At 60.6% G+C, this 13,878-nt stretch carries 14 protein-coding genes and 2 pseudogenes; 10 read left to right on the plus strand and 6 right to left on the minus strand.

Features of this window, described 5'->3' with window-relative positions:
- The first annotated feature begins 600 nt into the window (after positions 1-600).
- Both IE187_RS20730 and IE187_RS20735 read left to right on the plus strand, forming a co-directional pair.
- Positions 601-1,098, plus strand: a complete 498-nt coding sequence (locus IE187_RS20730; protein ID WP_189677901.1) for a Ros/MucR family transcriptional regulator — start codon at positions 601-603, stop codon at positions 1,096-1,098.
- Positions 1,099-1,561: 463 nt separating this feature from the next.
- Positions 1,562-1,837 carry an HU family DNA-binding protein gene (locus IE187_RS20735; RefSeq protein ID WP_189677902.1) on the plus strand — a complete coding sequence of 92 codons (276 nt, stop codon included), beginning with the start codon at positions 1,562-1,564 and terminating at the stop codon, positions 1,835-1,837.
- Between the two features lie 102 nt (positions 1,838-1,939).
- Here IE187_RS20735 and IE187_RS20740 read toward each other — a convergent pair whose 3' ends face one another.
- Together IE187_RS20740 and IE187_RS20745 are read right to left on the minus strand one after the other, a co-directional pair.
- On the minus strand, positions 1,940-2,293 hold the full coding sequence (locus tag IE187_RS20740; RefSeq protein ID WP_189677903.1) for a hypothetical protein: 354 nt from the start codon (positions 2,291-2,293) through the stop codon (positions 1,940-1,942).
- Positions 2,294-2,320: 27 nt separating this feature from the next.
- A complete protein-coding gene (locus IE187_RS20745) occupies positions 2,321-2,827 on the minus strand; it encodes a hypothetical protein (protein WP_189677904.1) in 507 nt (168 codons plus the stop codon).
- Between the two features lie 289 nt (positions 2,828-3,116).
- Between IE187_RS20745 and IE187_RS20750 the strand changes: the two genes are divergently transcribed.
- Entirely contained in the window at positions 3,117-3,707 is a 591-nt protein-coding gene (locus IE187_RS20750) for an RNA polymerase sigma factor (protein WP_189677905.1), read from the plus strand.
- A gap of 186 nt (positions 3,708-3,893) precedes the next feature.
- Here IE187_RS20750 and IE187_RS20755 read toward each other — a convergent pair whose 3' ends face one another.
- Positions 3,894-4,040, minus strand: a complete 147-nt coding sequence (locus tag IE187_RS20755; RefSeq protein ID WP_133190578.1) for a lmo0937 family membrane protein — start codon at positions 4,038-4,040, stop codon at positions 3,894-3,896.
- Positions 4,041-4,728: 688 nt separating this feature from the next.
- Here IE187_RS20755 and IE187_RS20760 point away from each other — a divergent pair.
- The 5 genes from IE187_RS20760 (at position 4,729) to IE187_RS20780 (ending at position 8,334) form a co-directional block, all read left to right on the plus strand.
- Positions 4,729-4,986, plus strand: a complete 258-nt coding sequence (locus IE187_RS20760; protein WP_189677906.1) for a GlsB/YeaQ/YmgE family stress response membrane protein — start codon at positions 4,729-4,731, stop codon at positions 4,984-4,986.
- A gap of 64 nt (positions 4,987-5,050) precedes the next feature.
- On the plus strand, positions 5,051-5,665 hold the full coding sequence (locus tag IE187_RS20765) for a general stress protein (protein ID WP_189677907.1): 615 nt from the start codon (positions 5,051-5,053) through the stop codon (positions 5,663-5,665).
- A 29-nt stretch (positions 5,666-5,694) separates the two neighbouring features.
- Positions 5,695-6,003, plus strand: coding sequence for a hypothetical protein (locus IE187_RS20770; RefSeq protein ID WP_189677908.1), 309 nt, complete (start codon positions 5,695-5,697; stop codon positions 6,001-6,003).
- Positions 6,004-6,151: 148 nt separating this feature from the next.
- Complete coding sequence (locus IE187_RS20775) at positions 6,152-7,357, plus strand: NRAMP family divalent metal transporter (RefSeq protein ID WP_229839628.1); 1,206 nt, start codon at positions 6,152-6,154, stop codon at positions 7,355-7,357.
- A 38-nt stretch (positions 7,358-7,395) separates the two neighbouring features.
- Positions 7,396-8,334 (plus strand): polysaccharide deacetylase family protein, encoded by a 939-nt coding sequence (locus tag IE187_RS20780; RefSeq protein WP_229839629.1) that lies wholly within the window; start codon positions 7,396-7,398, stop codon positions 8,332-8,334.
- On the opposite strand, the gene IE187_RS20785 is transcribed toward IE187_RS20780, so the two are convergent.
- On the minus strand, positions 8,312-10,240 hold the full coding sequence (locus tag IE187_RS20785; protein WP_189677912.1) for an AI-2E family transporter: 1,929 nt from the start codon (positions 10,238-10,240) through the stop codon (positions 8,312-8,314). The two genes, IE187_RS20780 and IE187_RS20785, sit on opposite strands and share 23 nt — an antisense overlap.
- Before the next feature lie 702 nt (positions 10,241-10,942).
- Here IE187_RS20785 and IE187_RS20790 point away from each other — a divergent pair.
- On the plus strand, positions 10,943-11,272 hold the full coding sequence (locus IE187_RS20790; RefSeq protein WP_189677913.1) for a hypothetical protein: 330 nt from the start codon (positions 10,943-10,945) through the stop codon (positions 11,270-11,272).
- 273 nt (positions 11,273-11,545) lie between these two features.
- On the plus strand, positions 11,546-11,914 hold the full coding sequence (locus IE187_RS20795; RefSeq protein WP_189677914.1) for a hypothetical protein: 369 nt from the start codon (positions 11,546-11,548) through the stop codon (positions 11,912-11,914).
- A gap of 104 nt (positions 11,915-12,018) precedes the next feature.
- On the opposite strand, the pseudogene IE187_RS21565 reads toward IE187_RS20795, so the two are convergent.
- Positions 12,019-12,759 (minus strand): annotated as a pseudogene (locus IE187_RS21565) (metallophosphoesterase family protein); the annotation flags it as partial.
- Positions 12,760-12,892: 133 nt separating this feature from the next.
- Positions 12,893-13,807: pseudogene (locus IE187_RS20805) on the minus strand (IS630 family transposase); the annotation flags it as partial.
- Positions 13,808-13,878: the final 71 nt, after the last annotated feature.

The raw sequence follows: 13,878 nt of genomic DNA on the forward strand, positions 1-13,878 counted from the left end.
GATCAGCCGTGGCGCATCATGTCCATCGGACTGCGGTCGTGGGCCCATCGGTCCTGATCAGAGAGTCTTGGTATTACCCGCTTATCGCCGCGAGCCGGTTGGCTACGCCACCGCGCTGCCCTCGTTCCTGCTAAGAGCGAGCTATCTGACGCCCGCTGGGGCAAGCGCTACCGCTGGCTTGATGGACACAAAGTGCCATAGTGCTGCCATTCGCTGTGAAAGCAGCATCGCTAGCGGGCGGATGCCAAATGAGATAAACGGTTGAGATGAGCAATGAAGCAACATCGTACCGCAAACGTGCGGAGGCCGAACGTGCAGTAGCTGAGACTGCCACGTTACCAAATGTTCGTATGCGAGCCCTTCGATCGGCCGAGCGATGGGAGGAAATGGCCCAGCGTGCTGAACGTGTCCAAACGCTAGCTTCAGAACGAAATAGCTACTCGGGCACTGTGCGGCCGCGATAGTCGCTTCTGGTCAACGTTGAACTTTCAGAGCGGGTTAGTCGCATGCTGATAGCGTATTTTATGGGTCACGCACCTGCGATATTGAATGTAAAACTTTGAGATTTTTTATTGCAGCCTCAATTGAAGGAAATCGACATTGACTGATGAAACTATCGACGCCGTTGAACTTGCCACAGAATTGACAATGGCATGGCTGTCGAACCCAAATACGCGCACGTCGGCGGAGGATGTTCCAGCCTTCTTAAAGTTGATGCATGATGCAGTGATCGGCCTCTCGACTGCAGCGTCTCAAGCTCCTGCTGACGACGCTGCTCCGGAATTTACCGCCGCGGTCACTGCGCGGAAGTCGTTGGCCAATCCCGATGTCATTATCTCGATGATCGACGGCAAGCCCTACAAAACATTGACCCGGCATCTCACTACCAACGGTTTGACGCCCGACGAATATCGCGCGCGCTATGGTTTGAAGCCCGATTATCCCATGACCGCGCCGTCCTATTCGGCAATGCGTCGTGATATGGCGAAGAAAATCGGTCTTGGACGAAAGCCGAGACAAAACGCTCCTGTAAAGGCCGAGGCTTCCCCATCAGAGCCGAAGCGTAATCGGCCCGCGAAGTTTGTGGATCCTGGTTGAACGACAGGCGGCGAGCGTGCGGCGCGGGGAACCGCTTTCATCAGTGATGCTCTGGGCGGCTTGGTCGGTACGCCGCTGACGACAATCGAATCGGGCGAACAGGCGATAGCGCTACGGCATTACGCTCTTTCCGAACCGGTCCCAAGCATAGTATCCGAGATCACCACCCCCGCTCGTGCCCATGCTCGATCAGTAGTACCGAGCTACGGTGGACGAGCCCGGGGGATGCTCAGGACGTGACACCGCGGGCGGCCGCCCAAACAACGGCAGGACGCGAACGCCTTTCAGCATGGCTAAAGCACTTGAAGAACCGCAGATGCAATCAGCCCGACCCGACCGATCCGACGGCACCTATGATTCTATTCTAATTTGGCGCGCACTTGGTATTGAAACCCCACGTCGGTGACGGCGCAGCTTGTCTGCGATATGCACCTACTGTTCGCACTCAGCAAAAGGAGAAAATATGACAAACCTCGATCTCGCTTCAAAACTCGCCGACGCGCACGGAGTGACCAAGGTGGACGCCCGCGGGATACTTGTAACTCTTTTTGCTGAAATTACCGATGCCGCATCGCGTGGCGAGGAGGTCTCTCTGCCCGGATTCGGAAAGTTTAAGGTGAAGAACACACCTGAACGCGCAGGCCGTAACCCCGCGACAGGCGAGACTATCACGATTAGGGCAGCGCGGAAGCTCACTTTTTCCCCTGCCAAGGCTGTCAAGGACAGGCTCTCCGCCTAATTTTCAGGCGTCGTCGCTTTCTGGCGTATTGGCTTCCTGGCTGAGGCCCTCAGTGCACCCAGCTCAACAGTCGAGCCGGGTGCACTGTTAGCATCGAGATCATTAATTGTCGTCGTCGTCATCGCGCCATTGCTGATGCTCGCGACGTTCGTGCGCCAAATAGAGTCGCCTTTGCTGCTCCGCGCGCCACCGCTCGATCTGCTCGCGGCGTGATCGCTCTTGCCACCCGTAGCTGGGCTCCCGGTAATAAGAATAGGATTGGTACTGCGGCACGCCGTAAGTGTTATAGCTGTCTACCGGGTACTCTTCGTCATCATAGGCGTAGCTGTCGTAGCCGCCCGACCCAAAGCTCAGTGTAATCCCACCGAAGCTCTGCGCTGACGCCGGCGAGGCCAGTGCGAAGGCAGAGGCGGTCACCAATGCAAGCGTCATAGCGAGTTTGCGAACGTTCGTCATGGGTACTCCCTTCACACGATGAAAAAGTTACCGGCAGTCGTTCCCGCTGCGCTCGATTGCACGGCCAGCCAGCGCGCCACCACCTGCACCAAGAATAAGGCCCGTCGTGCTTGGCCGGTCATATTGACCACCCCGACCAATTTCACGCCCGAGTAGGCCGCCGGCAACTGCGCCAAGAATGGCCCCAGTGGTACCGGATTTGCAGCGCTCCCCCTGATAATAATTCTGCTGCTGCGGGTAGTCGTCACGATCGGTGTACCCTTGGGGCTCACGCGCATTGTAGTACCCTTGATAGCGGCTCCGCTGGTAGCGACGCTCATACTGGGCGCGACGCTGCTGCTGGTAGCGCTGATATTCGCGCTGCTGGCGGTAGTTCTGGTAACCCGCATCCTGATCATAGCTATCGTCGTCACCCTGATATTGCTGGTGATAGACCTGGCGGCCGTAATAATCCTGGGCTGATGCAGGGACCGCAACGATTGCGGCGAGAGCGACGCTTGAGGTTATCAAGGCTGAGATCAACGTCTTCTTCACGGCTCGTCTCCTCGGAGTGATCCAATGTTGCCGGTGTAGGCGAGCGGCCGTGAAATCGTGCTGAACACCATTGTTATCGGAGGTTCATTTATGGCCTAATCGGCCCTTTCGCAGCCGGAGCCAATAAGCTTCGTTCGGATTGCGGTCTAGCCCTCCGGGATATCGCGATGATCGGTATTTCGTTGGCGAACTATCGGGGCTGACGAGCGCTGATGGCCCGCCCCGCTCATCAGCCAGCAAGAAACCCAGGCGTACAGGGTGTTTGACATGAAAGAGCGGAGATGTCGCCATGAACCACGGACGCCACGACGTCACAGATACTGCGGATGCGCCTTTTGCCGAGCTACTCGATCGCCAAAAGACGCTATTACGCGCCCATGCACGTCGTCTCACCGGAAACAGCGTCGATGCCGACGATCTTGTGCAGGACACGATGCTGCGGTGCTGGTCGGCCCGGAACAGCTTCCAGCCGGGCAGCAATTTCGGGGCGTGGAGCCGGGTGGTGATGCGCAACAGCTTTCTTTCGGCTCATCGCCGTGATCGTTTCCATGCCAGCCTGCCGGAGGAAGCTTTCGATCGCCTGCCCGGTGCCGAGGGCGGGCAAGACCAAGCGGTAGAGTTACGCGACATCGGATGGGCGCTCGGTCAACTCAGCCCGGACCATCGCGATGCAGTGCTACTTGCCGGAAAAGGCGTGTCGAGCGAGGAGGCCGCATGCCAACTCGCTATCCCGGAAGGCACCTTTAAGAGCCGGGTTGCGCGCGGCAGGGCCCATCTCCGGCAGCTGATCGAGGACTCCGATGCCCGGCCGTTCTCAGCAAGCGTACGCAAGGAGAAACCTACGGAACGCCGCGACTGGAAAGGCGTGCTGATCGGATAGCCGCATTACAATATGACGGTGATAATTGGTTATTCCTGACGGGAAAATCAAAATTTGCATCAATGCGACGGCGCAAGGCGGCTGGTCGGCTGAAGCCTATTGCGAACAGGCGACAGCGGTCCGGCGAAAGAGGGCCGGTCGTCCCTCCGACGCCGCATTGCTAAACACGTAAGGTCAAGCGACCGCCTAAACCGCGCGACGGCCGCTCACTAAGTTGAAGATTACCACGACCACCGCGGCGACCAGCAGAAGATGGATCAACCCGCCCCCGATATGGACAGCGAACCCAAGGACCCAGAGAATGAGGAGAATTACGGCAATGGTCCAAAGCATGGGAAGCCTCCGATCGGCGGATGCCACAACAGCATCCTTCTGAGGCCAAAACGCAACCGTAACGGAAAGTGTTCCTTGGCACTCAAGTTCTCGCCATGCTGTGCGGAGGATCGTATACCCCCGCTTCCAAGCGCGTTGCTGTCAGAAGCGAATGCCGGTTCTTCGGGGAGCGGTCACCCATGGCCGGATCGGGGAATGGCTGAACTGGGTCGTTAACCGATGACACGGCGCGATGAGATCAAAGGGCCTCTACGCGACGCGTTCTAGCCAGACGCTGCCGAAGCGCAAACGTCCCAGGTGATCGTTTTTGATGCGAAATTTCAAGTTCGCAACTTCGGCCTCAAGGTTCCATCGTCAGCATGATCGACACCGAGACCCGAACCCGGGACCTGGTCGAGGCTTATCGAGACTGGCGGCGATCGCCGAGCTGCGCTGACGGTGCGACGGGTGATGGGCGAGCATCTCGCCGTGTTCCCACGAGATGCTGCTCGACCCGGCAGCCGTAGCCAGGCCAAGCAGCATCTGGGCGCGCGATCGTGAGCATCAGATCGAGTCGAACAAGTTACGCAAGATTGCCGATGGGTGCCAATGCACCTGTCGAACGGGCGCGTAAGCATCTTGGGGAACGACTTTGCGCCAATTAGGTTCTCAGTTCGCGGGCAGAGGTCCGTCAGAGAGGAGAATGCTAATGTCCATCCTAGCCTGGATCGTCCTCGGGCTCGTGGCCGGCTTCATCGGCAGCAAGATTGTCAACAAGTCCGGTGAGGGCATACTGCTCGACATCGTACTCGGCGTGGTCGGCGCCGTCGTCGGAGGGTTCCTTTTCAACCAATTCGGCGCTGCAGGGGTCACCGGTCTGAACATCTACAGCCTCATCGTTGCCGTCATCGGCGCGATCGTGGTGCTGGTCCTCTACCATCTGGTGGTCCGCGGCACGACCCGCTGACTCTCGGCACCTCTGCCCGATAACAAACCGGCCAATTTCGGACCGGAACTAGGAGAAGACTATCATGACACAGACAGTCACAGGCCTGTTCGACAGCTACGACGACGCCCGCCGCGCGGTGCAGGATCTCGAGGCGGCGGGCGTGCCGCACCGCGACGTCAGCATCGTTGGTCATGACAAGAACCATGACGGCACGGACGGAGTGCGGGACGTGGTCGATCCGGCTGCCGAGGACGCGGGCAAGGGTGCAGGTATCGGCGCGACGGTCGGCGGCGTCGGCGGCCTGCTCGCAGGGCTCGGACTGCTTGCCATCCCCGGCATCGGGCCGGTGGTGGCAGCCGGCTGGCTGGCGGCGACCGCAGCGGGTGCTGCTGGCGGCGCGCTGATCGGCGGAGCGGCTGGTGGCTTAGTCGGTGCGCTGACCCATGCAGGCGTTCCGGAGAACGACGCGCACGTCTATGCCGAAGGCGTGCGCCGCGGCGGCACCCTTGTCACCGCCAAGGTCGACGAGCCGCTGGTGCCTACCGCGCGCAATATCTTAAGCGACGACCGCTCGGTGAATCTCGGCGAGCGTCGTCAGACATACGAGTCGAAGGGTTGGAGCAAGTTCGACGAGACCGCTCCCGCCTATTCGGAATCCGACGTCGCCGCCGAGCGCGCCAGCTACGATCGCGTTTGATCCTCAATCAATATCCTAGGGAGATGACCATGCGTATCACCAACGTCGTATTGCTTGGAACGGCCCTGCTCGCCGCTCCAACGCTGGCGCAAACTGTGCCCGCCAAGAACAATGCCGCGCTAAAGACCGCACACACCGTTGACGATGGAGGTGCCCGCAATGGGGCCAACTCGTTCACGCAGGCCCAGGCGCGCGAGCATATCGCCAAGTCCGGCTTCACCAACGTGTCGGGGCTGACCAAGGACAAGAGCGGCGTCTGGCACGGTTCCGCCAGAAAGGGCGCCCATACCGTGCACGTCGCGCTCGACTTCAAGGGCAACGTGTCCACGGCCAAGTGACTAGGTGGCAGCGGCGGCGCGTTCGGGTGACTCCGCGTGCGGTCGCTGCCATTGTCCTATGAGACGATAAGACGATCGGCCACGCACCATGAAACTCGGCACACGGCTCCGCTCGATCGCGCTCTTCGAACAGCTTGGTCCCGGCCTTGTGACCGGGGCGGCCGATGACGATCCCAGCGGCATCGCGACCTATTCCCAAGCCGGTGCGCAGTTCGGGTTCGGCCTTCTGTGGACTATGCTGCTCACCTATCCCTTGATGTCGGCGGTCCAGCTCATCAGCGCGCACATCGGCCGTGTAACCGGCTGTGGCCTTGCTAAGAACATGGGCGACCTGCTGCCGCGATGGATCGTGACCAGCCTCGTGATTCTGCTGTTCGTGGCCAACACCATCAACATCGGCGCGGACATCGCAGCGATGGGAGACGCCGGGCAATTGGTGGTCGGAACCAACGGACACCTGCTCACGATCGGCTTCGCGCTGCTGTCGCTCGGACTTCAGCTGTTCATACCCTATCGCCGCTACGCAGCGTTCCTGAAATGGATTACGCTCTGCCTGCTCGCTTATGTAGCCCTGGTGTTCATGGTGCACATGGATTGGAAAGCGGCGGCAGTCGGGTTCATTGTTCCGAGGATCGACGGCAAGGTCGCGGTGATCACCGTCGTCGCCATCTTAGGCACCACGATCAGTCCGTATCTTTTCTTCTGGCAGAGCGCGCAGGAGGTAGAGGAAGTCGCGCAGAAACCTGCCGCCGAACCGCTGGTCGATGCGCCGTGGCAGGCGCGACGAGAGTTCCGCCGAATGCGCATCGATACGTTCGCCGGGATGGCGATCTCCAACATCGTTGCGCTTGCGATCATGGCGGGCACAGCGGCCACGCTGCACGCCAGCGGGCACACCACCATCGGCACCGCGGCCGATGCCGCCAAGGCGCTCGAGCCGGTCGCTGGCAAGTTCGCATTCCTGCTGTTTGCGCTTGGCATCATCGGCACCGGGCTGCTGGCCGTGCCCGTGCTCGCCGGGTCTGCTGCCTATGCGATCGGCGAGAGCCGCGGCTGGAAGTGTGGGCTCGAACACAAGCCTTGGGAGGCGGTCGGGTTCTACAGCGTGATCGGGATAGCGACGCTGCTTGGGATCGCCATCGACTGGTCGTCGATCGATCCGATCAAGGCTCTTTTCTGGAGCGCCGTTATCAACGGCGTGGTTGCAGTGCCGATCATGGCCGCGATGATGCTGGTAGCGCGACGTCGCAAGGCGATGGGGAAGTTCACGATAGGGCCACGTCTCTACTTCTTCGGCTGGGCGGCGACCGTTGTAATGGCTGCGGCGGTCGCCGCGATGATCTTCGTGCAATGAAAACTGCGAAGTGGAGGCGGCTCGTTCGGACCCCCACGGTGTTCGCACTGGGATGCGTGACGTCCATAGCCAGCCCGGCTACCGCAGGACGAGTCGCGCTGACATTCGACGATCTGCCGGTGTTCGGAAAACTCGTCACCGCAGCTGACGGCGCGGATGTGACTGACAAGTTGCTGGTCGGAATGGCACGACATCACTGGAAAGCGACGGGTTTCGTGAACGAGATCCAGCTCGATGCCGCAGACCGGCCGCAGCGCATCGGGTTGCTCCGACGATGGCTTGATGCTGGAATGGATCTTGGAAATCACACGTACTCGCATGTATCGTTAAGTACGACGCCGGTGGACGCGTACATCGCTAATGTCGTTCGCGGCGAAACGGTGACTGCTCCTCTGCTCGCGGCCCGCGGCATGCGGGAACGCTGGTTCCGCTACCCTTATCTCGAGACCGGAACGACCAAAGCCACGCGAAGCTTCTTCCAGGCTTGGCTCAAGGGCCATGGCTACCGGGTCGCGCCGGTCACGATGGAGAATAGCGACTGGCAGTTCTCGGCACCGTATGATGACGCGGTCGAGCGGGGGGACGTCCGGCGAGCGGCGGCGATCCAGAGGTCATATCTCGATTTCACGCGTCGGATCGTGGGCTGGTACAGACGTGCGGGGCACACGCTATTCGCGCGTGAGCCCGCCTTCGTCTTCCTGCTGCATGCCAGCCGCTTGAACGCAGCGAGCGTCGATGGGCTTGCAGCGATACTGCACAAACAACGACTTCGCGTTGTATCACTTGATAACGTCATGCGAGATCCGGCCTATCGGACTCCCGACCGATATGTCGGTCCTGACGGCAACGAGTGGCTGGAGCGCTGGGCGACGACGCTTCACTGCGACCTGCCGTTCAAGAGCATTCCAAAGGTGCCGGAGCCGATCGTCGCTGACGACGCGCGCCTCGAGGCGCTCACGGATCCCCACGCGCGGTGACGAGCGTCAGATCAGTGCCACTTACAGCCTCGCCGTGCGGCGCAGGCGACGCCGTTTGCCCAAGGTCGCTGACCGCCCGGGAAAGCTCGCCCAACGACGGAACCAGCCTATTGTCTGATGCGGTCGAGGTCTGGTCGACAACACGCGCCACGCCGATGAGGATCACCGTATCAGAAGTCTTGGCGGCCAGGCTTCCTAGGAGTGGCTCCATGCGGCGGTAACTTCTGTCGTCGAACAAGCCCAGCATACAGACCACGTCCGCGTCGCCAATTGCGAAATGCACACCACCGTCGAACCGACCCGGCAGTCTGCTTTGCTCCTCCACATCGCAACCTGCGATGTGGAGGAGCTGCGCGGCCAGGCGGGTCACCGCCGGATCAAGCGCTCCGCGTCCAGCCACGCACAGGACCGATCGGCCGGTCTGAGGCTCGCCCGCGCGTGGAGGACCGTAAGAGAGGGCACTGCTCGACCCGAGGTCGGTTTCGAGAGTGTTGGTTTCGCGATAATCGTGCAGCGCGGCTAGCAGGTCATATACCGTATCCCGCACACCCTCGAGCGCGGAGCGATCGACCGCGCCCCGATCGAAGGCTGCCGCCGCCAGCCGCATGCCGCCCAGCACCACCTCATCATAGTATTGCACCATCGACATCGTCTCGAGACACGACTCCCCTTGCTCGATGGCTGCCTCGACATTCCCGGCCAGGATGCGCTGGTAGAAGATCTCGGCCGGCGACAACGCGGGGCGATCACCGAGCAGCACATCGAAGATCTCAAAAGCTGGGATGTGGCGCCCCAGCACGACCAGCATCAGCGTCACAGGCATCGCCAGAACCAGCCCGACGGGGCCCCAGATCCATGTCCAGAACAGCGCGGCAAGCACTACCGACACTGGGGACAGGCCAGTCGAGTGGCCGTAAAGCAGCGGTTCTAGCACATAGCCGACGACCGGTTCGACGACGATGAACAGCAGGAGGACGTAGAACACCATGGTCCAGCCCGGATCAACCGCCGCCGCCAAGGCCAATGGCCCGGCCAGGCCCACGACCACGCCGACATAGGGTACGAAGCGCGCCAGCCCGGCCAACGCGCCCCATAGGCCCGGCGATGGCACGCCGATTAGGAATAAACCCGCCCACACGACCAGGCCAAATCCCAGATTCACGACCGACTGCGACAGAAAGTATCTACTGAGCCGACTCGCCCCTTCATCGAGCGCTACTGTGGTCCGGTGGAGATCAGCCGTTCCCATGAGCCGGATCAGACGATCACGCAGATCCTCTCGCTGAAACAGAATGAAGATCGTGACGATCAGCACGATTAGGATCGTCTCGATCGGCTCGAGCGCTGGGATGACGTAACTCTGTACCTCCTCAAGCGCCGTCTCCGGGGCTGGACGAATCTCGACAGGGACGACGCCGCTGCTCGTTGGTCTGCTCGTCGCCTGGAGTCCCGCGGCCCGTGCACTCCTCGTCTTGCGCTGTCCGCTGCCGCCGTCGGATTGAAGGATCGCCCCAAACCTTTGCCTGATCGCGACGCGCAACCCTGCAGCCTTGGCGGTAATTCGTTCGGCGTAAGCCGGTGCGTCCTTGCTCAGGGTGGCGGCCTGGCTGACAATGATGGTGCCGGTCACCCCGATTCCTCCAAGAGCCATTGCGACGGCGAAGAGAACCGCAGGCGCTTTCGGGACACGCAGTCGTCTGAAGCCGCTCACAATCGGCGCAAGGAGAAAAGACAGCAGCACCGCCAGGATAATCGGCAGGAGGATCGAACGTCCGAAGTAGAGCCCGGTCGTCGTGATCGTGGCGATGATCCACGGGGCCGTCGCGCCCAAAGCGTTCTGGTTACGCCAGCGCAGGCTGCGGCCGGTCGCCACTGGTTCACGCATGGCTTGACCGTCCTTCATCATCGCTAATCGACAATACGGGAAGCTCCATTAAAAAAATGCCCCAAGCAAGCGTCATGGCCGCAGATTGCGTCGATCAATTTCAGCAGAACCTCTAAGTCCGCAATTTATCATATCTACTCGGCGCTGATCGGGGAGCGCCGCTCGACCCGTGAGCCGAAATACTATCTCTCGAACCTGCCGGTCGACACGCCGAACAGGACGCTCGCCGGCGACATCGAGGCGCGGCGGATCTGCGAGCAGGCACAACATCAGTTCAAGGAACAACCTCGCCTCGACCGCTTCAAAGGCTCCACGGACTGGGCTGCATTGACACCCACGCAGGACCACGATTGAAGTTCCTCAGTGCCTGATCAGCATCCTCTCGGTCCGTGCGTGGCGAGAAGGACCTCGCAGTTTGCGCCAGCGCTGCGAGTTAACTTGTCCTGCCATCGAGTGCGTTAGCGTCTGAATTTCGTCACGGCAGGCGGTGACCGACTGCCAGCCGGTCTTTGACGAACTATCGCAAAAGCGGATTGGCTAAAGGTAATGCAACATTTTTGTTACGCCGGAGTTACGTCTTCATCTGAGTTGGAGGAAGGCAGGACCACCTCATACCCGGGCGCCGCAATAGGGCTACGGGCGTTCAAATCGGCCTGGCTTTGCTTGGAACCGTTCAGACGAGCGGCCCCTCCGGTTTACCAAAGATTGCAGAGGAGAACGGAAATGGCTGAATATCGCGAAGCGAACGGCGACACGACCTATGTAGAGAAGCGGAGCAACACCGGCCTTGTCATCGGCGGCGTAGTGCTTGCCGTTTTGATCGTAGTAGGGCTGCTTTTCGCAACCGGCTTCTGGAGCGCGAACGTCAAAGGCGGCGCCCTGCCAACCGTGAACGTGAGCGCCAAGAGCGGCGCCCTTCCGGACGTGGCGGTTCACTCCAAAGAAGTCGTCGTCGGAACCAGCAAGCAGACCGTGACGGTTCCCAAGGTCGAAACGAAAAAGACATCGATCGACGTTCCAACGATCGGCGTCAAAGACGATAGCAAGCAATAGCATTCGTTGCTTTTTGCATGCGGGGTGGTGCCATGAACTTGGCGCACCTCCGCCGCTCACTGCTTGGTAGAACGCGGCTTCCTGGCAGGCGGAGAAATCCCAGCTGTCAGAAAGCCGATTGCCTACAGGAAGCGCCGACACATCAAGATTGAGGTGTCGGACTTGGAATTTTCCGCCGCGAACCTTTTGAGATGAATGGCTTCTGTCAGATGCATTCAGCATAGGGCCGAACCGATCGTGTATCGGTTGCGCAGCAAATTGAAGGAGTAGACTATGCTGAAGAAACTTACCCGCTCAGGAATTTTGGCAGTCGCCGCGCTGACGACGGCTGGCGTTGCCACCGTGCCCGACGCGGCATTTGCTCAGACTTATCATCATTATCGTCATCATCGCGCTTATAGTGGTGGTGACCGGTATTACCGTAGCAATGCCGACCGCGGTCAATATGACAATCGCCATTGCGGAAGCGGGGACGGTGCGGTCGGCACGATTGCCGGCGGTGCTGGCGGCGCTGTGCTTGGCAACGTGTTGGGTGGCGGGACGCTCGGCACAATTGCGGGCGGCGTCGGGGGCGCACTGCTCGGACGGACGCTCGACAAGAACAACACGCGGGATCGCAACAGAAACCGCAACGGCTGCTGACTGGAATGCACCGCTGCTGCGATGAAATCGCGGCGGCGGTGCCGTCTTTAAACGAACGGCTCAGTTCTACGCGTTCGCCGCAATCTCATGGATCGACGTCGGCGTCATGCCATAGCATCGGTCGAAGGTCTTGGGGGCCCGTGTGTTTCGAGACCATGCTTTTTCGTATCCACAGCATCTGCAATTTCGGAACGGATCCACCCATCATCCAGGAACCGATAACCAACGTGGCTCTTCGGCGTGAATTCGCCGTCGAGCCAGACGATGACCTGTAGGCCGATTTCTCCCGGGCTGCTTGTCTGGATCCAATTGAAACTCTGTGGCTCTTCGTTGCGGAGCCTCGTTGAGGTTGCCGTTCCAGCCTGGATCACGAGCGATCTGCCCGACCTCTCGACCATCTTGCGGGCGGCTTCGGCGTAGGTCCGGTGGAAATGCCCGGCGAGTGCGACATGCACTCCGGCTTCGCATACGGCTTGAACCGCTTCTTCGCGGCGCCCCACGGCTTCGCTCAGTTCGTTCCCCGAGCCGATGGGCATCGCGAACAAGGGGTGATGCGTGACAAGAATCCTGGTCTTGCTTGGCGCGACCGATCCAAAACGCTGCCGCAGGAGGCTAATCTGGTCCTGGTTGATGCGGCCATCCTTGAACCTGAAAGAGCGCGCCGTATTGAGGCCCAGCACCGCGATCTCGCCATTTTCGAACCAAGGACGGAGCGCATCATCGATGTAGTGCCGATAGCGCTGCAGCGGTGCTGCGAAACGGCGTATCACGTCGTAGAACGGTATGTCGTGATTGCCGGGCACCAGAAGAAGAGAATGGCCTGCCGCACGCAGCCTCTGAAGATATGTCCGTTCGATCGAGCGGTCCGACGATCGAAATCGGCCTCGACGGCGAGGTGCAACAGATGTCGCTTCCGTTGATGTTATCGATTCAGGTCGGGGCGCTGAATGTGGTTGCGCCCCGCATTGCGCCAGTGACCTAGTGGATTGATTCCAACGTTTGGTGCCCGCGCCTGACAGCAGCGATGATCTCGTCGGGATCTGCGCGCCACAGAAAAGGTCGAGGCTGCTGATTATGGTCTTTGATGAAGCGGTTGATGGCGGCTTGCAGATCGACGACCGAGTGAAAGACGCCATGCTTGAGGCGGCGGCGGGTCAGCTTGGCGAAGAAGCCCTCGACCGCGTTGAGCCACGAGCATGACGTCGGCACGAAATGGAACGTCCAGCGGGGATGGCGTGCCAGCCATGCCCGGACCTGTGGCTGCTTGTGGGTGGCATAGTTGTCGAGGATGACGTGTACGGCCTTGTCCTGCGGTAGCTCGGCCTCGACGGCGTTCAGGAAGCGGATGAACTCCTGATGCCGGTGACGCTGCATGTTGCTGCCAATCACGGACCCATCGAGCACGTTGAGTGCCGCAAACAGCGTCGTCGTGCCGTTGCGCTTGTAGTCGTGCGTCATGGTTGCGCCCCGTTCGCGCTTGAGCGGCAGGCCGGGTTGGGTGCGGTCGAGTGCCTGGATCTGGCTCTTTTCGTCTACCGACAGCACGACCGCATGCGCGGGCGGCGAGACGTAGAGGCCGACCACGTCGTGCAGCTTTTCGGCGAACGCCGGGTGGTTGGACAGCTTGAAACTGCGCCAGCGATGCGGCGCCAGGCCGTGGTCGTGCCAGAACTTTACCACCGAGGATGCCGCGATACCGACCGCCCGGGCCATCGCACGCACCGTCCAGTGCGTCGCCTCGTGGTCGGGCGGCTCCAGCGTCAGCGTGACGACCCTGTCGATCAGCGCGGCCTCGAGCGGCGTGATGCCGGGAGGCCGGGTCTTGTCACGAAGCAGGCCATCGAGCCCTTCGGCCATGAACCGCTCCTGCCAGCGCCATACGCACGTCTTAGAGCCCGACTCATAATTCGAGCTTGGCAATACGGCGCGTCATTCGCCTGATGGATGAGACGACCATCCATGCC

It is taken from the genome of Sphingomonas glacialis, from assembly GCF_014653575.1.
In the GTDB taxonomy this organism is placed as follows: domain Bacteria; phylum Pseudomonadota; class Alphaproteobacteria; order Sphingomonadales; family Sphingomonadaceae; genus Sphingomonas; species Sphingomonas glacialis.